Annotated in this window: 21 protein-coding genes; 17 read left to right on the forward strand and 4 right to left on the reverse strand. The window is 38.3% G+C overall.

From position 1 onward, the window contains the following. Nucleotides 1-20 precede the first annotated feature (20 nt). The 15 genes from NBC122_RS00615 (at nucleotide 21) to NBC122_RS00685 (ending at nucleotide 14762) form a co-directional block, all read left to right on the forward strand. Complete coding sequence (locus tag NBC122_RS00615) at nucleotides 21-569, forward strand: NuoI/complex I 23 kDa subunit family protein (RefSeq protein ID WP_133438520.1); 549 nt, start codon at nucleotides 21-23, stop codon at nucleotides 567-569. Nucleotide 570: 1 nt separating this feature from the next. Beyond that, nucleotides 571-1065 carry an NADH-quinone oxidoreductase subunit J family protein gene (locus tag NBC122_RS00620; RefSeq protein WP_133438521.1) on the forward strand — a complete coding sequence of 165 codons (495 nt, stop codon included), beginning with the start codon at nucleotides 571-573 and terminating at the stop codon, nucleotides 1063-1065. 4 nt (nucleotides 1066-1069) lie between these two features. Next, the gene (gene nuoK / locus NBC122_RS00625; RefSeq protein ID WP_133438522.1) at nucleotides 1070-1399 is read left to right on the forward strand and encodes an NADH-quinone oxidoreductase subunit NuoK; all 330 of its coding nucleotides are present in this window, start codon (nucleotides 1070-1072) and stop codon (nucleotides 1397-1399) included. A gap of 6 nt (nucleotides 1400-1405) precedes the next feature. Continuing rightward, the gene (nuoL, locus tag NBC122_RS00630) at nucleotides 1406-3301 is read left to right on the forward strand and encodes an NADH-quinone oxidoreductase subunit L (RefSeq protein WP_133438523.1); all 1896 of its coding nucleotides are present in this window, start codon (nucleotides 1406-1408) and stop codon (nucleotides 3299-3301) included. A 3-nt stretch (nucleotides 3302-3304) separates the two neighbouring features. Then, nucleotides 3305-4798 carry a complex I subunit 4 family protein gene (locus tag NBC122_RS00635; RefSeq protein ID WP_133438524.1) on the forward strand — a complete coding sequence of 498 codons (1494 nt, stop codon included), beginning with the start codon at nucleotides 3305-3307 and terminating at the stop codon, nucleotides 4796-4798. 84 nt (nucleotides 4799-4882) lie between these two features. Beyond that, nucleotides 4883-6262, forward strand: a complete 1380-nt coding sequence (locus NBC122_RS00640; protein WP_133438525.1) for an NADH-quinone oxidoreductase subunit N — start codon at nucleotides 4883-4885, stop codon at nucleotides 6260-6262. A 135-nt stretch (nucleotides 6263-6397) separates the two neighbouring features. Next, nucleotides 6398-6994 carry a TetR/AcrR family transcriptional regulator gene (locus tag NBC122_RS00645; protein WP_133438526.1) on the forward strand — a complete coding sequence of 199 codons (597 nt, stop codon included), beginning with the start codon at nucleotides 6398-6400 and terminating at the stop codon, nucleotides 6992-6994. Nucleotides 6995-7029: 35 nt separating this feature from the next. Next, nucleotides 7030-8277 carry a TolC family protein gene (locus NBC122_RS00650; RefSeq protein WP_133438527.1) on the forward strand — a complete coding sequence of 416 codons (1248 nt, stop codon included), beginning with the start codon at nucleotides 7030-7032 and terminating at the stop codon, nucleotides 8275-8277. Between the two features lie 58 nt (nucleotides 8278-8335). Then, on the forward strand, nucleotides 8336-9307 hold the full coding sequence (locus NBC122_RS00655) for an HlyD family secretion protein (RefSeq protein WP_133438528.1): 972 nt from the start codon (nucleotides 8336-8338) through the stop codon (nucleotides 9305-9307). A gap of 239 nt (nucleotides 9308-9546) precedes the next feature. Then, the gene (locus tag NBC122_RS00660; protein WP_133438529.1) at nucleotides 9547-10479 is read left to right on the forward strand and encodes an ABC transporter ATP-binding protein; all 933 of its coding nucleotides are present in this window, start codon (nucleotides 9547-9549) and stop codon (nucleotides 10477-10479) included. 1 nt (nucleotide 10480) lies between these two features. Next, nucleotides 10481-11233 carry an ABC transporter ATP-binding protein gene (locus NBC122_RS00665; protein ID WP_133438530.1) on the forward strand — a complete coding sequence of 251 codons (753 nt, stop codon included), beginning with the start codon at nucleotides 10481-10483 and terminating at the stop codon, nucleotides 11231-11233. Nucleotides 11234-11248: 15 nt separating this feature from the next. Next, nucleotides 11249-12349 carry an ABC transporter permease gene (locus tag NBC122_RS00670; protein ID WP_133438531.1) on the forward strand — a complete coding sequence of 367 codons (1101 nt, stop codon included), beginning with the start codon at nucleotides 11249-11251 and terminating at the stop codon, nucleotides 12347-12349. Between the two features lie 219 nt (nucleotides 12350-12568). Next, entirely contained in the window at nucleotides 12569-13693 is a 1125-nt protein-coding gene (locus tag NBC122_RS00675) for an ABC transporter permease (RefSeq protein WP_133438532.1), read from the forward strand. Between the two features lie 209 nt (nucleotides 13694-13902). Continuing rightward, on the forward strand, nucleotides 13903-14274 hold the full coding sequence (locus tag NBC122_RS00680; protein WP_133438533.1) for a hypothetical protein: 372 nt from the start codon (nucleotides 13903-13905) through the stop codon (nucleotides 14272-14274). Beyond that, nucleotides 14271-14762 carry a hypothetical protein gene (locus tag NBC122_RS00685; RefSeq protein WP_133438534.1) on the forward strand — a complete coding sequence of 164 codons (492 nt, stop codon included), beginning with the start codon at nucleotides 14271-14273 and terminating at the stop codon, nucleotides 14760-14762. The genes NBC122_RS00680 and NBC122_RS00685 overlap by 4 nt, the downstream gene beginning before the upstream one ends. Nucleotides 14763-14834: 72 nt before the next feature. On the opposite strand, the gene mazG is transcribed toward NBC122_RS00685, so the two are convergent. After that, on the reverse strand, nucleotides 14835-15605 hold the full coding sequence (gene mazG / locus NBC122_RS00690) for a nucleoside triphosphate pyrophosphohydrolase (RefSeq protein ID WP_133438535.1): 771 nt from the start codon (nucleotides 15603-15605) through the stop codon (nucleotides 14835-14837). 108 nt (nucleotides 15606-15713) lie between these two features. On the opposite strand from mazG, the gene NBC122_RS00695 reads away from it, so the two are divergent. Together NBC122_RS00695 and NBC122_RS00700 are read left to right on the forward strand one after the other, a co-directional pair. Beyond that, the gene (locus NBC122_RS00695; RefSeq protein ID WP_133438536.1) at nucleotides 15714-16124 is read left to right on the forward strand and encodes a transposase; all 411 of its coding nucleotides are present in this window, start codon (nucleotides 15714-15716) and stop codon (nucleotides 16122-16124) included. A gap of 23 nt (nucleotides 16125-16147) precedes the next feature. Next, nucleotides 16148-16954, forward strand: coding sequence for an IS3 family transposase (locus tag NBC122_RS00700; protein WP_246012477.1), 807 nt, complete (start codon nucleotides 16148-16150; stop codon nucleotides 16952-16954). Nucleotides 16955-17242: 288 nt separating this feature from the next. On the opposite strand, the gene NBC122_RS00705 is transcribed toward NBC122_RS00700, so the two are convergent. The 3 genes from NBC122_RS00705 to ruvX are packed head-to-tail and all read right to left on the reverse strand — an operon-like array spanning nucleotide 17243 to nucleotide 18838. After that, entirely contained in the window at nucleotides 17243-17794 is a 552-nt protein-coding gene (locus NBC122_RS00705; RefSeq protein ID WP_133438538.1) for a DUF5606 family protein, read from the reverse strand. A 58-nt stretch (nucleotides 17795-17852) separates the two neighbouring features. Then, entirely contained in the window at nucleotides 17853-18425 is a 573-nt protein-coding gene (gene def, locus NBC122_RS00710; RefSeq protein ID WP_133438539.1) for a peptide deformylase, read from the reverse strand. Next, nucleotides 18422-18838, reverse strand: coding sequence for a Holliday junction resolvase RuvX (gene ruvX / locus NBC122_RS00715; protein ID WP_133438540.1), 417 nt, complete (start codon nucleotides 18836-18838; stop codon nucleotides 18422-18424). Before ruvX ends, def begins: the two co-directional genes overlap by 4 nt. Nucleotides 18839-18951 lie beyond the last annotated feature (113 nt).

Here is an 18951-nt window from a genome sequence, read left to right on the forward strand (position 1 = left end):
TGGCGCTAAAACCCATTAATATGAAACTGACAAACAGATCAAAAGTAGTCTCGAACAAAGAGATGACTTTTATGGAAAAATTATACCTCCCGGAAATTTTTAAGGGAATGGCAATTACGTTAAAGCACGCAATAGCGGGACCGAAAGGTAAAGTTTATTCTTACCCTGAAGTTCAAAAACCAAGAACTAAAATCTGGCGCGGACTTCATGTATTAAAACGTGATGAAGAAGGCCGAGAAAGATGTACCGCTTGTGGACTTTGTGCAGTGACCTGTCCTGCTGAAGCAATTACCATGACGGGTGCTGAACGGACCAAAGACGAACAACACCTCTATCGTGAAGAAAAATACGCATCGGTTTATGAAATCAATATGCTGAGATGTATTTTCTGCGGTCTTTGTGAAGAGGCTTGTCCGAAATCAGCGATTTATTTGACAGACCGTTTGGTGGATGTGGAAACCAACCGCGGAAGTTTCATTTATGGTAAAGATAAACTGGTGGAAAAAATCAATGAAAGAATTGATATTACGGAGCGTCAAAGTGAATTGCAAAAAAAATCAGTAAAATAGTATGGAACAGATCATCTTTTTCTTCGTGGCATTTTTGGCATTGGCAAGCGGATTTTATTTTGTTTTTGCAAGAAACGCCATCTACGCTATTCTGTCGCTCATCGTTACTTTCTTTTCGATTGCTGCCTTGTATATTTTACTCAATGCGCAGTTTTTGGGAATTGTACAGATCATTGTTTATGCAGGTGCGATCATGGTTCTGTTCCTCTATATCTTAATGATGCTGAACCTGAATAAGGAAGATGAAAGCAGAAAGAAAAACCTTCCCAAATTCATCGGCGTATTTTCCGCAGGATTATTATTGGTAGGAATTTTAGGAGCATTCAAAGGTTTGAACCAAAAAACATTTGCAGGAAATGCCGATTCGTCGGTTGGTTTAACTAAAAACCTTGGCCGGTTATTGTTTAACGAATATGTTTTGCCGTTTGAGTTGGCCTCAATCCTTATTCTTGCCGGAATTGTAGGAGCGGTTTTAATTGGTAAAAAAGATTTATAGAATTATGGGAGAAGTAAATACATTTATACAGGCAGTTCCGCTGGAATATTTCATTATTCTAAGTTCTGTTCTGTTCAGTCTCGGTGTCATGGGGGTTTTGATCCGCAAAAATGCCATCATCATTTTAGGATGTGTAGAGTTGATGCTGAATTCTGTAAACCTTTTGCTCGCAGCGTTCTCCTCTTATAAAGGTGACGGGAACGGGCAGATTCTGGTTTTCTTCATCATGGTGGTTGCCGCTGCGGAAGTTGCCGTAGGTTTAGCAATTATCGCGATGCTGTACAGAAATACAAAATCAGTAGATATCAGTATTTTTAATAAATTAAGAGGATAATAAAGGATGGAAAATTTAGTTTACGCGATTATACTTTTACCACTTGCAGGATTTCTGATCAACGGCTTATTCGGAAAAAAACTTCCGAAGATGTTCGTAGGAACTTTGGCAACTGCGGTAGTATTTGCTTCATTTATTATTGCTTTGAGTTTATTCTTAAAGTTTAATGCAGATTCACAACCCGTTATTGTAAGAGCTTTTGAATGGTTCAGGATTAATGGTATTCAGGTGAATTTCGGTTTCCAAATCGATCAGTTATCATTAATGATGATCATGATTATTACCGGAATCGGATCTTTGATTCACCTCTACTCTATCGGATACATGAGTACTGACGAAGGTTTTCATAAATTCTTTTCTTATCTGAATTTATTTATCTTCATGATGTTGCTTTTGGTAATGGGAAGCAATTATCTGATTCTTTTCATCGGATGGGAAGGGGTTGGATTATGTTCTTACTTACTCATCGGCTTCTGGTACAAAAACAAAGAATACGGTGCAGCAGCAAGAAAAGCATTTATCATGAACCGTATTGGAGACTTGGGAATGATTATCGGGATTCTGATGATTGCCTCTCAAACCAATGCTGTCGATTACCTTTCTGTTGCTCAGAATTCAGGGAAATTCGAATTAGATTCTACGGTTATTATTTTCATCACCGCAAGTTTATTTATTGGAGCTGTCGGAAAATCTGCACAGATTCCATTATTCACCTGGCTTCCTGATGCGATGGCTGGACCAACTCCGGTTTCTGCATTGATCCACGCTGCGACGATGGTAACTGCAGGAATTTATTTAGTAGTTCGGTCAAATTTCTTATTTTCATTGGCACCAACCACGATGGACGGAATCCTCTTCATAGGATTATTAACCGCTTTGGTAGCAGCGTTCATTGGCCTTCGACAAAATGACATTAAAAAAGTTTTAGCCTATTCTACCGTTTCTCAGTTAGGATTTATGTTCGTAGCAGTAGGTACTGGTGCTTATACAGTAGCAATGTTCCACCTGATGACGCACGCGTTTTTCAAAGCGTTGTTATTCTTAGGTTCTGGTTCTGTAATTCATGCAATGAGCGGCGAACAGGATATGAGATTAATGGGCGGATTAAAGAAAAAAATTCCAATTACACATATTACTTTCTTAATCGGAACATTAGCAATTTCGGGATTCCCATTCCTTTCAGGGATGATTTCCAAAGATGAAATCTTAGCAAATGTTTATGGAAGAAGTCCTTATTTATGGGTCATCCTTTTCATCATTGCAGCGATGACCGCGATTTATATGTTCAGAGCATATTACTTAACTTTCCACGGCGAGTTTAGAGGAACGGAAGAACAAAAAAGCCATCTTCACGAAAGTCCTTTAAATATGACTTTACCTTTAATGGTTTTGGCTGTACTTTCAGTTATTGGAGGTTTCATTAATCTTCCGCATTTTATCGGCCACGGCAGCTATGCGAAGTTAGGGACTTGGTTACAGAATATTTACGTTTATGATGTAAAACTTCCAGAAGTTCCTTTGATGACAGAAATGATTCTTTTAGGTTTAACTGTTTTAATGTTCTTCGTAGTTTGGTTCATTGTAAGAAACATTTACGTTACTAAGAAAAAAATGGCTTTACCGGAAGAAGATTATACCGGCTGGGAGAAACTTTCCACCAGAAAATTGTACATCGATGAACTGAATAACGCAACATTTGTGAAATTCATCGAGGGTCTTGGTATCGGCGGAAATATGTTTGACAAAGGGGTTCTCAAAAGATTTGGGGATTACATCGGTACCGGAGCAGAAGATTCTGGAAGAGCCGCAAAAAAGCTTCAGAACGGAAATGTAGAGAATTACGTGCTCATCATGTCTTTAGCCATCGGAATTATTTTAATTGTTAACTTTATATTACAATAGTAAATGTCGTACCTATTATTAACATTACTGCTTTTACCTCTTATAGGCTCAGTATTGGTGTTCGCGTGGAAAAATCCCGCCAGTAAATATCTCGCATTAGGAATTGCATTTGCACAAATGTTATTGACCTTTTATATGCTGACCGGTTTCGATTTCAAACCTACCGTTGACGGAGTTTTGCAATATGAAATCAATTATCCGTGGTCCAACTATATCAAGAGTAATCTGCATTTCGGGATCGACGGAATGAGTATGCTGATGTTGTTATTAACCAATATTTTAACACCGCTTATTATCCTTTCTTCCTTTAATGAAAAACCGGGATACAGAAATACTTTTTACGGATTAATTTTATTAATGCAGTTCGGTTTAATTGGAGTTTTCACTTCTTTAGATGGTTTGTTATTTTATATTTTCTGGGAAGTAACCTTGATTCCAATCTGGTTGATCGCCGGAATTTGGGGACAGGAAGACAAGAAAATTCAGTTTACAACAAGATTCTTTGTTTACACTTTTGTCGGATCCCTGTTTATGTTGATCGGCTTGATCTACGTTTACAATCACTCCGCTTCATTTGCACTGACCGATTTGTATAACGCTGATTTAACTTCAGGAGCGCAAACCGTGATTTTCTGGTTTATCTTCTTTGCCTTTGCAGTGAAGTTACCGATTTTCCCTTTCCATTCCTGGCAACCGGATACTTATACGTATTCACCAACGCAAGGTTCCATGTTACTTTCGGGAATTATGCTGAAGATGGCGGTTTACGGTTTACTACGATGGTTATTACCAATTACGCCAGAACCGATTTTAGGACTTTCCGGACAGATTGTATTGGTTCTCGCAATTATCGGAGTCGTTCACGGTGCTTTAATTGCCATTATTCAAAATGACTCGAAAAGATTAATTGCCTATTCTTCTTTATCTCACGTTGGTTTAATGACGGCCGGTATTATGGCGTCTGCAATCTTGACGGTGAAAGGAACTTTGATGATTGAAGGTGGCGAAGGAGCGTTGATTCAGTCATTTGCTCACGGGATCAACGTCGTAGGACTATTCTACTGTGCAGATATTCTTTACAAAAGATTCAAAACCAGAGACATCCGACAAATGGGTGGTTTGGCAAGAGTCGCACCGAAATTCGCCGTTTTATTCATGGTCATTTTATTAGGATCAATTGCGCTTCCATTAACCAACGGATTTGTAGGAGAATTTATCTTAATCAAATCGATTTTCGATTACAGTATTATCGCCGCGGTGATCGCCGGAACAACCATGATTTTCTCCTCAGTTTACCTTTTCAGATTTTATGCAAAAGCCATGTTTGGAGAAGGGGACGAAGAAGTATTGGCAAGCGCAGCAGATTTAACCGGTGTTGAATTTTCAGTATTGGCAAGTTTGGTTGTTTTTGTAATATTCTTAGGAATATTCCCTCAACCAATCCTCGATATGGTGAACAGTTCGTTGAAGTTTATTTTCACTTCAATGATGAATTAATAAAATTAATAATTAAGAAATAAAGAGATCGAGACCAGGACGAAATCTGAAATCTCAAATCTATAAATCTCAAATCTATACTCAATGAGCGTTTTAATAATTATATTCCTTACCGCAGTTATCGCATTATTTGCGGGTGTTTTTGAACAGGGAAAATTCTCAAGATACATTGGTATTTTGGGACTGATGATTGCTTTTTATGTCAGTTTCTTACCGGAAATTTCATTCTTCAGCCAATACCAACACATGTTTGAGTTTGGGGCCAATGCTGCATTATTCACTAAAATAGCGATTGTCATAACAATATTGTTATTCTTTCTGGGAGGATTTTCTTTCAGCAATCACCGCAATCACCAGTCAGAATTATATGCGCTGATGTTATTTTCACTCTGCGGAGGAATCATTTTATTTGGATTCCAAAACTTAGTGACCTTATTTTTAGGAGTCGAGATTCTTTCAATTCCCCTCTATGTTTTGGCAGGAAGTAACAAAACCGATTTACGGTCCAATGAAGCTTCTATAAAATATTTCCTGATGGGAGCTTTTGCCACAGGATTCCTTTTATTCGGTGTTGCCCTGATTTACGGAAGCACCGGAAGTTTTGATCTTTATAAAATCCACGAATTTGCCGTTGTAAATCCTAAAAACTTAATGTTTATTTTAGGTGCGGTTTTAATGTTAGTCGCTTTAGCTTTTAAAGTTTCTCTTGCGCCTTTCCACATGTGGAGTCCGGATGTGTATCAAGGTTCGCCTTCGCTGATCACCGCTTTTATGATGTCGGTGGTAAAGATCGCTTCCTTCTTTGCTTTCTTTAAATTAATGACTATCGGCTTCCTGGGAATTACCGGAGAATGGATCAATATTATCGGTGTTTTAATTATCATTACTTTATTCCTGGCCAATGTCATGGGATTAGCACAAACCAACGTCAAAAGAATGTTGGCCTACTCTTCCGTTTCTCACGTGGGGTATTTATCTTTGATTTTCTACGGAATGAACAGTCTGTCAAGTTATAATCTTGCTTTCTACTTATTCGCTTATTCCTTAGCAACGGTAGGAGTTATGATGTGCTTGATCTGGGTAGAAAAACTGAAAAGAGAAACATCTTACACCGCATTTAATGGCTTGGGACACACAGAACCAATTCTTGCGGTTGCTGCAACAGTATCATTATTATCGATGGCCGGAATTCCATTAACAGCGGGATTTATGGGGAAATTTGCGATTTTCGCCCAAGCGATTGATCAGGCGCCATTTTTAGTTTTAGTAGCCGTTTTAGGATCTGCAATTTCAATTGCCTACTATCTCCGTCTGATCATGGTGATGTTTTTTCCTAAAGAAAGCAGTTTCAAAACCTCAGAAAAAGTTTCCTTAACTTACAATATCGTGGCAGTATTTATCATCTTCGCACTAGTGGCGATGGGAGTTTTCCCGGATTTGTTTGCTAAACAATTTGGACTTTAAAACCAAATTACCATATAATATTAAACGCAATTCTTCTGAGTTGCGTTTTTTTATTTCAAACGGTTTAATCATTTGATTAATTCATTTGTTTAAATCAAAAAAATAGTGCTAACTTTACTTTAGATTTAAAAAGATATGAAATCAGACGAACTTTCTTCCGAAGACAAAATATTACTCGCAGCCTCTAAAATATTTACCGAAAAAGGTTTCTCCGGAACCAGAACGCGCGATATCGCTGAAGAAGCAGGAATTAATGTGGCGCTTCTCAATTATTATTTCCGAACCAAAGAGAAATTATTTGAACAGGTCATGAAAGTGAAAATCGTTTTGCTTTTCGGAAAAATTATTCCAATCATTACGAACGAAAAAACTTCATTAGATGAAAAACTCGATTTGGCAAGTGCAAAATATTTCGAGATTTTGTCTGAAAATCCGAATCTTCCCATTTTCGTTTTGAGTGAAATTCAGAAAAAAACGTCAGAGGTGAAATCAATTCTTCCTTTTGACAAATTATTAAAGAATTCATTTTTGATACAACAGATTCAGGACCGCAAACCCGATATCGATCCTTTTCATTTCCTATTGAATTTTTTAAGCATGACGGTTTTTCCCTTTTTAGGAAAACCCATCTTACAGTCATTTGATTTAATGGATGACGCTGAGTTTCAAAAATTCGTGGAAGAAAGAAAAACGTTGGTTCCGATGTGGATCAAGATGATGCTGGATCATTAAATTACCTGTGCACCATTTTTTTAAATTGATTAAAAATGAGAATTTTAAAATATCTATTGCTGCTCCTCTTTTTCACTGGAAATGCCCAAACATTAACCATAGAAGAATGTTACGGTTTGGCCAAACAGAATTATCCGCTTATCAAAAGAAATAATTTAATTGCCAAAACAAAGGAATACAATCTGCAGAATGCCGCAAAAGGCTGGCTTCCAAAAATCCAGATTACCGGACAGGCTACTTATCAAAATGAGGTTACGCAATTGCCCATTCAAATTCCTAATTTTAGCATTAGTCCGCTGAGCAAAGACCAGTATAAAGTGTACGCAGATATTCAGCAAAATATTTACGACGGCGGAACGATCGCCGGTCAAAAGAAAATGGCTACCGCAAATTCTGACGTCGAACTGCAGAAAACCGAAGTCGAAACTGATCAGCTGGAATTGCGGATCAACCAAATTTATTTCGGAATTCTGCAAACCGATGAACAAATCCAGCAAACAGAACTCACGAAATCTGACCTTTTAAACGGCCTAAAAAAAGCAGAAGCACAACTACAGAATGGTGTTATCTATAGAAGTAACGTGGATATTCTGAAAGCACAACTCATCAATCTGGAACAGAAAGAGCTGGAACTTCAAAGTATGAAAAAAAGTTTCATACAAATGCTTTCCCTTTTCATTCAAAAAAATCTGGACGAAAATACTGAACTCCAAAGACCGGAAAAAATCCTTATTCCTCAACAAAATAAACGCGCAGAACTGAAACTTTTTGATTTACAAAAAATGGCTTTAGAAACCCAAAAATCATTGATTAATGCTAAAAACACACCAAAGTTAGGCGCATTTTTCCAGGGCGGTTACGGTAAACCGGGTTTCAACATGCTGAAAAATGAATTCGACCTTTTCTATATTGGCGGTTTGCGTTTGAATATTCCCATCACCGGATTTTATACCCGGAAAAACGATTTGGCTTTAATCCAAACCCAACAACAGGAAATCGAAGTACATAAAGAAAACTTCCTTTTCAACCTCCAGTTCGAAACCATTCAAAACAATAACGATCTGAATAAAATCCAGGAACTAATTAATAAGGACGACGAACTCATCATCCTGCGTGAAAGCATTAAAAAAGCTTCTCTAGCTCAGCTTGCAAACGGCGTTATCACAACAAGCGATTATCTGCGGGAAGTCAATGAATTGGATCGTGCTAAAAACCAGAAAATCACCCACGAAATCCAATATCTTTTAACACAATATAATCTAAAAGCACAACTCAATCAATGATTGAATGTTTGAGTTCTAAAATGACCGGCAATTTTCTTTAAAAATCAAAAAACTTCTCATGAAAAAATATATTTTCTTAATAACTGCTCTCATGCTCTTTTCCTGCAGGAATGCAGATCGTCATTACGATGCTTCGGGCACTTTCGAGGCCGATGAAGTCATGGTCAGCGCCAAAGCCAACGGCACCATCACCCGACTGAATGTGGAAGAAGGCCAAGAACTTACCCAAAATCAAAACGTTGGAGAAATCGATCCGAAAACGGTCGAATTACAGAAAGAGCAGGTTATCGCAAGTCTCGATGCAATCGGGCAAAAAACCAATTCGGCAATTCCTCAGATTCAGGTTTTACAGTCGCAGTATCATTCTCAAAATGCCAGTATTTCGGTATTAAAGGAACAGTTGCAAAATGCAGTCAGAGAACGCAACAGAACAGCGAATCTCGTCCGTGAAGATGCGGCAACCAGAAAACAACTCGACGATACAAACGGGCTCATCGATGTTATTCAAAAACAAATTTTGGCAGCACAAACTCAACTGAAAACGCTCACCCAGCAGATTTCTGCCGCAAAAGAAAATGTTGCCATTCAAAACAGAGCAGTTTTAAGTGAAAGAAAACCGACAGAAAAAAAAGTGGAACAGATCGATGAACTGCTGAAAAACAACACCATTGTAAGTCCCATTTCCGGAATGGTGCTGACGAAATATTCCAGTGAAGGTGAGTTTGCCACGGTGGGAAAACCAATTTTCAAAATGGCCGGTCTCGACCTGATGACTTTAAAAATATTTATCACCGGCGATCAGTTGCCGAAAATAAAAACCGGTCAGCAAGTGAAAGTTTTGCTTGACAAAGGCGACGGAAAAACCAGCGAAGTTCCCGGAACCGTTTACTGGATTAGTTCCAAAGCCGAATTCACACCGAAAACCATTCAAACCAAAAACGAAAGAGCGAACTTGGTTTATGCCGTAAAGATTCATGTAAAAAATGATGGTTATCTGAAAATCGGAATGTACGCCGACGTGAAATTTTAAAAACTAAAACAAAAAAACGTTGTAAGTATTAACCACAAAGTCACAAAAGCTGTATGGAAAAACTCAATAATAAAGTTCACAAAAGCAGAGAGGTTTTAAGCATATCCTTTTATCCTCTTTTGGTTCACTGAAATATATAGTTAACTTTTGTCTCTTTTGCGGTTAAAAAAACTATATATAATTCCACAACCAGCAACAAAAATCCAACATCCAGCACCAAACACCTAGCATCCATCTTCATGAAATCAATCACCGTCCACAACCTCGTAAAAACCTACGGCAAAGACAAAGAAAAAGTCCTTGCGGTGGATGACGTGAGTTTCGGTGTTGACCACGGCGAAATATTCGGATTGATCGGTCCAGATGGTGCCGGCAAAACTTCCATATTCAGAATGCTGACCACGCTTCTTTTGCCCAATTCCGGCTCTGCAACGATTGAGGATTTTGACATGGTCAAAGATTATAAAAACATAAGGAATATCCTGGGATATATGCCGGGGAAATTTTCGCTTTATCAGGATCTAACCGTCGAAGAAAATCTGAAATTTTTCGCCAGCGTTTTCAATTCAACCATCGAAGAAAACTACGGTTTAATCAAAGATATTTATATTCAGATTGAACCTTTTAAAACCCGGAGAGCCGGACAATTATCAGGCGGAATGAAACAGAAACTCGCCTTATGTTGTGCTTTAATTCACAAACCGAAAGTTTTATTTCTCGATGAACCGACCACCGGTGTAGATCCCGTTTCCCGGAAGGAATTCTGGGAAATGCTCAAACGTCTACAAACGCAGGGAATCACCATGGTTGTCGCCACGCCTTATATGGACGAAGCTTCACTCTGCGATCGAATCGCTTTAATGCAAAACGGAAAAATCCTGTCCATTGCAACGCCTGAAAACCTCAGCAATTCCTACCCCGACTTATTATTTGAAGTAAAAGCCGGCCGGACTTCTAAAGTTTTAAAAGCGCTGGAAAATTTCGAACAGAAAAAAAACGCCTATGCATTTGGTGAATTCGTGCATTTAAGCGCAGATCAAAACAGCAAATTCGAAATCGGTTCCATTCATCAATTTTTAAAAAATAAAGGTTTTGAAAATATAGAAGTCAAAGCCATAAAAGCAAATACAGAAGACAGTTTCATACAATTGCTTTCTCAGGAAAATCATTAAAATGAATACTCAAAATCCAAATATCGCCATCACTGCAGAAAATATCACCAAATCTTTTGGCGATTTTGTGGCGGTTGACCACATCAGTTTTGAAGTGAAAAAAGGAGAGATTTTTGGTTTCCTCGGAGCGAACGGTGCCGGAAAAACAACGGCGATGAAAATGTTCTGCGGGCTTTCTGTTCCGACTTTCGGAAACGCCAGCGTGGCAGGTTTTGATGTCTATCACGAAACAGAAAAGATCAAAAGAAATATCGGCTATATGAGCCAGAAATTTTCACTCTACGGCAATCTGACCGTCAAAGAAAATCTGGAGTTTTTCGGAGGAATTTATGGAATCCCCAGAAAAGAACTGAAAACAAAAAGTGCAGAACTCATCAAAGAACTGGGCTTAGAACAAGAGAAAAACAAACTGGTTTCTCAACTTCCGTTAGGTTGGAAACAGAAACTGGCATTCTCTGTCGCCATCTTTCACCAACCAGAAATCGTGTTTTTAGATGAACCTACAGGTGGCGTTGATCCTGTAACGCGGAGACAGTTCTGGAGCATGATTTATGACGCAGCTGACCGTGGAATCACCATTTTCGTCACCACCCATTATATGGATGAAGCAGAATATTGCGACCGCGTCTCAATCATGGTTGATGGAAAAATTGCCGCACTGAATACGCCATCCAATCTGAAAAAACAGTTTAATGCAGTAACCATGGATGACGTCTTTTATGAACTGGCGCGAGGCGCGAAAAGGACTGAATAAGAAAGCACTTTAAAAATGAAACAACTCCTCATATTTGTACAAAAGGAATTCTATCATGTTTTGCGTGATAAAAGAACTTTGCTCATTCTTTTCGGGATGCCGGTCGTGCAGGTTCTGCTTTTCGGTTTTGCCCTAAGTACGGAGGTTAAAAACACAAAAATCGGCATTCTCGATCAGGATAAGACCCAAATCTCCGCCGAGCTGATCTCAAAAATAAATGCCAACCAATATTTCGATGTCGATAAAAATTTGAAATCCATCAATCAGGCCGAAAATTCTTTTAAAGGTGGAGAAATAAAAATGATTCTGGTGATTCCGCAGCAGTTTACAGAAAATTTAATCTTAGGAAAAAAAATACAGCTCCAGCTGATTACCGACGGAACCGACATCAATTTCGCCAATCAGATTTACAATTTCATGTCCAATATTTTAATGGATTATTACGGACAGCGAACTTTACAGAGCTTTTCCGGTGTGCAGCCTGAAATAAGGATGCTCTACAATCCTCAACTCAAAGGGGCGCCCAATTTCGTTCCCGGCGTCATGGCTTTAATTCTTCTCATTATCTGCGTATTAATGACTGCCGTTGCCATCGTACGCGAAAAAGAATCGGGAACCATGGAGGTTCTTTTGGTATCACCCATGAAGCCATCCACCATCATTCTGGCCAAGGCGATTCCGTACTTTATATTGTCGATGGTTATTCTTATTTCCATCATGATTTTAAGTGTGACCCTACTCGATTTACCTATCAAAGGAAACCTGATCCTGCTTTTTCTGATCAGTACGATATTCATTATCACCAATCTTTTACTCGGGATTTTAATTTCAATTTTAACCGATACACAACAGGTCGCCATGCTGATTTCCCTCGTGGGAACAATGCTTCCCACGTTAATGCTGAGTGGCTTTATGTTCCCCATCGAAAACATGCCGGTTCCGCTGCAACTCATCAGCAACCTCATCCCGGCAAAATGGTATTATGAAATCGTAAAAAACGTGATGATCAAAGGCACCGGCCTGGAAGTCATCTGGAAACAGACACTAATCCTTTTCGCAATGATGGCGCTCTTGTTCGTCATCGCAGTGAAAAAATTTAAGGTAAGACTCGAATAATGGTTGAATAAAATAAGCCTGTTTTTTTGGGCAGACATTTCCGCCTTCCACTCCCGCTTTTTTGCCTTCGTAAGAATATTATTAAAAGAAAAAAAGGTCCAGGCAAAAAGAGCTCCGTTCAAGTCGGGCTGCAGATTTGTTATAAATTAAAAAGTATGATTAAAATAGAAAAAAGATTAGGGACCACTTCGTTGACAGATAAAAGATAACAGACAAAAAATGTTCAGAACTTTAGGCATATTAATCAAAAAAGAATTCCTGCAGATTTTCAGGAACAAAGCAATCCTGGCCGTGATTTTTGTGATGCCGGTTATTCAGTTGGTGATTCTTCCTTTGGCAGCGAGCTATGAAATCAAAAATATAAAAATTGCAGTCGTCGATCACGACAAATCCACTTTTTCAAGAGAACTTATCCGGAAGATTACCGCTTCAGGGTATTTTGAAATCATCAATTACGGTGAAAGTTATCCGCAGGCTTATCAGGAAATTGAAAAAGATAAAGTCGATTTGATTTTAGAAATCCCCAACAATTTCGAAAAAAATCTGGTTCGTGAAAACAACGAAAAAGTACTGCTCGCCATCAACGCCATCAATGGGACAAAGGCAGGACTTTCTGCCAGTTATCTTGCGCAGATTCTACAGAATTACAACCGGCAGATCCAGGTAGAACTCGCACCGGAAACCGAAAACATCACAAAAACATCGGGTTTGGAAATCGTTCCCCAATTCTGGTTTAATGAAAATTACAATTACAGACTGTCTTTGGTACCGGGAATTTTAGCGTTTCTGATTACTTTAATTTCCGGCTATCTGACAGCGCTAAACATTGTTCAGGAAAAAGAAAACGGAACGATCGAACAGATTAATGTATCGCCTGTTACGAAAGCAGATTTTATTATGGGCAAGCTCATTCCTTTTTGGTTACTCTCAATGCTGGCGTTTACTATCGGACTTTTGGTGACCATCTTGGTGTACGGAATTCAGATGCAGGGAAGTTTTCTGCTGCTGTACGGTTTTGTTGCGGTTTATCTCATCGCCATTTTAGGACTGGGGCTTTTGGTTTCTGTTTACAGTGAAACGCAGCAACAATCGATGTTTGTCGTCTTTTTCTTTATGATGATTTTCATTCTGATGAGTGGACTATTTACGCCCGTAGAAAGCATGACCGACTGGGCAAAATATATCGCCTACGCCAATCCGGTAACTTACGGCGTAGAAGCGATCCGTATGATTATACTCAAAAACAGCAGTTTCAAAGATTTGCTGCCTCATTTTGGATTTATCAGCGGATTGGCAATCGTTGTCATTTCGTGGGCGGTATTGCGGTATAGAAAAACGAATTAGAAATAGAGAACTTAAGCATTAGGAATAATAAAGGTATTAAAAAAATTAAGTTTATGACAAAAGTGTTCAGACAAAAGCGGCGAAAAACACCTTTCTTAATCCTCTTAATTCCTTAAAATAAAATATTGATTTCTTGTGTTTCAGACTGATTATAAGTTCTTTAATTAAAGAACATCAATTATTAAACGTATATTTATGTATTTACAATTATGAAAAAAACAATACTCCTCATCTTCCTTCTCCTGTTCGGATTTCTGACACTTTTCATGAGCAGTTCGGTCTTATTTGACTGGTTTGGGATTAGAGCAAAAGAAGGCAATTTCGTTCCGTTCATCGTTTGGGCGAACTGGCTTTGTGGAATGCTTTATTTGATTACTGCCTATGCCATTTTCAAAAATAAAATTTGGGCAAAAGTCCCTTTAATCATTTCATTAATAATTCTGGTTTTGGCTTATATCGGCTTATTTATTCACATTAATAATGGGGGAATATTTGAAACAAAAACGGTGGGAGCGATGGCTTTCAGAATTTTAGTATCCGCACTATTTTTATACATCATAACGAAAATTTCAAAAAAATGAAAAAACTATTTGTATCTGCAATCCTCGGATTAGCAATCGTAATTTCCTGTGAGAAGAAACAGGAGGAAAGCGTACACCAGGAGAAAACAGCGACAGAGCAATCCGCTGCTGACGAACATGCAACAGAAAATAAGGAAAAATCTGATGACCATGACGATCATGTAAAACTGGAATTAAACAACGGCGCAAAATGGGCTGCGAATGCAGAAATGAAACCTTTCATCTCCGAGATGGAAACCCAGCTTAATGCGTACCAACCGGAAAACAGTGACTATAAAATGTTGGCGGCTCACCTGAGTGCCACAAACGATAATCTTGTGAAAAGCTGCACGATGACAGGAAGACCTCACGAGATGCTCCACGCCTGGCTTGCTCCTCACATGAAAGAAATAGAAAAACTGAAAAAAGCTGAAAACCGAGAAGAAGCCAATCACATCGTTGGCGAGCTCAAAGAATCGATGGAGGGATACCATCAGTATTTTAATTAAATAATTTCATATAAACCTTCAGAAAACTCTGAAGGTTTTTTTAATTTTTCCTGAATATCAGTTCAGTGCAGCCTATTGACCCAATAGTTTAGCTTCTTCCCAAAGTTCATCCATTTGCTCCAGACTTAAATCTGCTAAACTGATATTTTTTGCGAGTGCCAGATTCTCCATTTTCTGAAATCTGCCGATGAATTTATTATTGGTTCTTTCTAAAGCCGAATCAGGATTGATACCTAAAATTCTGGCGTAATTAATGAGCGAGAAAAAAACATCACCCAACTCTGATTCTTTTTTATCCAGATCGGTTTCGGCGTGGAATTCCGCAAGTTCCTCATCTACTTTTTTCCAGGCATCTTCGGCGTTGGCAAATTCAAAACCGATTCCTTTTACTTTATCCTGAATCCGGTACGCTTTTATCAAACTCGGAGTTCCTTTCGTCACGCCAGAAAGTACGGATTTGTTGCCTTCTTTCAGTTTCAGTTTTTCCCAGTTTTGTTTCACTTCTTCTTCATCCTTCACCTCAATATTACCATAAATATGAGGATGGCGAAAAATAAGTTTTTCATTTAAAGAATTAATGACATCTGCGATATCAAAACTTCCTTTCTCAGATCCTATTTTTGCATAAAAAACCAGGTGAAGTAAAACATCTCCCAACTCCTTTTTGATCTCCGGCAAATCCTCTTCCAGCAAAGCATCAGAAAGTTCATAGACTTCTTCCAAAGTCAAGTGCCGAAGAGTCTGCAAAGTCTGTTTCTGATCCCACGGACATTTTTCGCGCAGATCATTCATGATATCGAGTAAGCGGTCAAAAGCGGCTAATTGTTCTGCTCTGGAGTTCATGTTGAGTGTTGGATGTTAGATGATGGATGTTGGATGTTGGATGTTGGATGTTGGATGTTGGATGTTTGTCCGTCCCTGATATAGGTTGACATAAATAAGTCAACAAATATGAAAGCAAACATTAAGAAACTGCAGAAGCATCGGGTTTTCAGTGAGGAATTTAAGAGGGAGATCGTCTCTCTATTTGAGAGAGGAAAATTCAGTGTATTACAGCTTGAAAAACTTTATGGAGTTTCGGATTCGGCAATTTATAACTGGATCTATAAATTTTCTACCTTTAACGAGAAAGGAATTAGAGTTGTAGAAATGAAAGAAAGCAGTGTACATAAGCTAAAAGAACTGGAGCAGAAGATTAAAGAGCTTGAGCAAGCCGTCGGTCAAAAGCAGATTATGATCGATTATCTGGAAAAAATGATTGATATAGCCAAGGAAGATCTGGACATTGACATAAAAAAAAATTACGGCAACCAACGCTCTGTTGGTTCAGGCAACATTCCGAAGAAAAAGAATTCCCCCTGAATGCTTTATATCGGGCAGTAGGGATCAGCAGGCAGGCGGTGCAACAATTTGAGTATCGACAGAATATTTTTGATGAAAAAGTACGTGTTCTCATGTTGGAAGCCCACGAACTACGGAATGAGCACCCAGGATGCGGAGTAGAGAAAATGTATTATGCCTTAAAGCCTGAATTCATGGGCAGAGACCGCTTCATAGAACTTTTTATGGAATTGGGCTTCAGGCTGGAGCACAAGAAGAATTACCGCAAAACGACCCATTCCGTCGCCTGTGAATATCCCAATCTTATCAAAGGTATGGAGGTAAATGCACCTAACACCATCTGGCAGTCGGATATTACGTATATTTACGTTAACGATAGGTTTTATTACGCAGTTTTCATCATTGATGTATACACGAAAAAGATTACAGGATACAAAATATCCAATAATATGAGGGCAACCGCGAATGTAGAAGCCTTGAAAATGGCGGTAAGAGACCATTGTTTTCCTAAAATCCATCACTCGGACAGAGGAGGGCAATACATTTATAAAGAATATGTCAAGTTGCTGAAAGAAGGGGCTACCCAGATAAGCATGGCCTTGTCCGCACAGGATAATGCATATGCAGAGCGGATAAACAAGACCATAAAAGAAGAATATCTGGATCGATGGAAACCCATGAACTTTGAACAGTTGAAGAAATTTACAAAGCGAGCGGTTAATCAATATAATAACCGCCGACCACACAATAACCTTGGCCGGTTATCGCCTGTAGAATTTGAAAGAAGATGGCAGGAAAAGGGATTTTCATCCCAACCCATTATCACCATCTATGATAATAATGAGCCGTAAAAAAAAAGAGGTTACCCAATGTGGAAAGCTATTAAAATATGGATAAATTTAGAAATGATTGCACTTAAAATTTACCCACATTTTAACAGCCACATTCAACAACGACCATGAAAATAATTATATAAAAACAAGTCAACACTATTCAGGGATTGGCAGTTGGATGTTGAATGTTGAATGCAAATTTAGTTTAAATAAAAAAACTTCGACAAAAATTTAATTCCTTGTCGAAGCAGATTTATTGTAATGGAAAAAATTATTGCAATATGCTGATTACAGATTGCGGCTGTTTTACCCCATTTTTCGGTGTGTACTTTTCGGCGCTGATTTGGCTGATGAAGTAGAAGCTTTTGCTTTCGGAGTAGTTGCTTTCTCTGTTTTTGGAGCTGCTTTTTTAGTTTCCTTTTTTTCTGCGATTGCAGGTTCTTCTTCGGCCGCTGCCTCTGGTTTAACAAAACTTTCCGGCGTAATATATCCCGCTTTGTGAAGGATGTTATACCACTGAGCCAATTTTTTGATGTCGGAAACATATACTCTTTCCTTGTCATAATTGGGCAGCGATGTAGACATCAGCGCGCGCAAATCCTCTTCGGAAGATTTATGAGAAATCGTTTCTTTATACTCTTCGTTTTTTGCCAAGTTTTCGAAAACTTCAAACAAAGGAACTTCATTGTCACTAGTAAACATCGCGATATTATCGAGCAAGCTTACTTGTGAAGAATTAGAAATACTGACTTTTTTCTTGGTCAGTACATCTTCGATGATAAATCCGTTTTTCAACTGCGAAATCAACTTGTAAAGTCCTGGTTTCCCGGAAATTGATATTATTTTCTCTAACTTCATTTTTTTAATATTTGTTTGAATTTTATTTTTAACTGGATCCGATTTTTAGCTGGATTATTTATTTCGGAAATCTCATTTTATAAGTCACGGAGACATCTCCATGGGAAATCTTCATCAGTTTCCCTTTTACTAATTTTTTCTTTAATGAACTCAAATGATCGGTAAACAGAATTCCTTCGATATGATCATATTCATGTTGAATCACACGCGCTCTCATGTCTGAAAAAGTATCGGTATGTTTAACGAAATTTTCGTCATAATATTCGATCAGGATTGTTTCTTTTCTTTTCACATCCTCACGCACATCGGGAATTGACAGGCAACCTTCATTGAATTTCCATTCTTCGCCACTTTCTTCCAGGATTTTTGCGTTGATAAAAACCTTTCTGAAATCCTTCAGTTCATCGGCAATATCTGCATAATCCTCGTCTTCTGCCAACGGAGAAACATCTACTACAAAAAGGCGTATATCCAGACCAACTTGCGGTGCTGCCAAACCTATGCCGTTTGCGCTGTGCATGGTTTCGAACATATTGTCCACTAAAGATTTCAGTTCCGGATAATCTTTGTTGATTTCGTGGCAATGTTTTCTTAATACAGCATCTCCAAATGCTCTTATCGGTAATATCATTTCTGTTTCTGTTCTAAATAATTTTGCAATATCAGGGTTGCACTTACTTTATCGATCAATCCTTTTTCTTCTCTTTTCTTCTTGGTTTTCCCACTTTGTGAGATAAAAAAAGAAGCCATTTTCGAGGTAAAACGTTCATCAAAACGATCTACTCCAACGGTCGGAAATTCGGTTTTGAATTTTTCTATAAACTTCAAAATATGAACTTCCACTTCGTTTAAATTTCCTTTTAAATCAGTGGGAAGGCCTACTACGATTTGCTCTACCTTGTTTTCACTAAAATACTTTTTTAAAAATAAAAAAACATCTTTGGTGGCAACAGTATCCAAACCACTGGCAATGATCTGCATATCATCGGTGACCGCAATACCGCACCGGGCTTTTCCATAATCAATTGCTAAGATTTGTGACATTGGGTGCAAATTTACAAATATTTGTCTTTGCGTACAATATTTAAAAAAGTAGTGATTAAAATCATTTCTTTTTTAGGAAAAGTCACCGGTAATCTTTCTACCTTTAATAAGGC

Source organism: Chryseobacterium salivictor (assembly GCF_004359195.1).
GTDB classification, from domain to species: Bacteria; Bacteroidota; Bacteroidia; order Flavobacteriales; family Weeksellaceae; genus Kaistella; species Kaistella salivictor.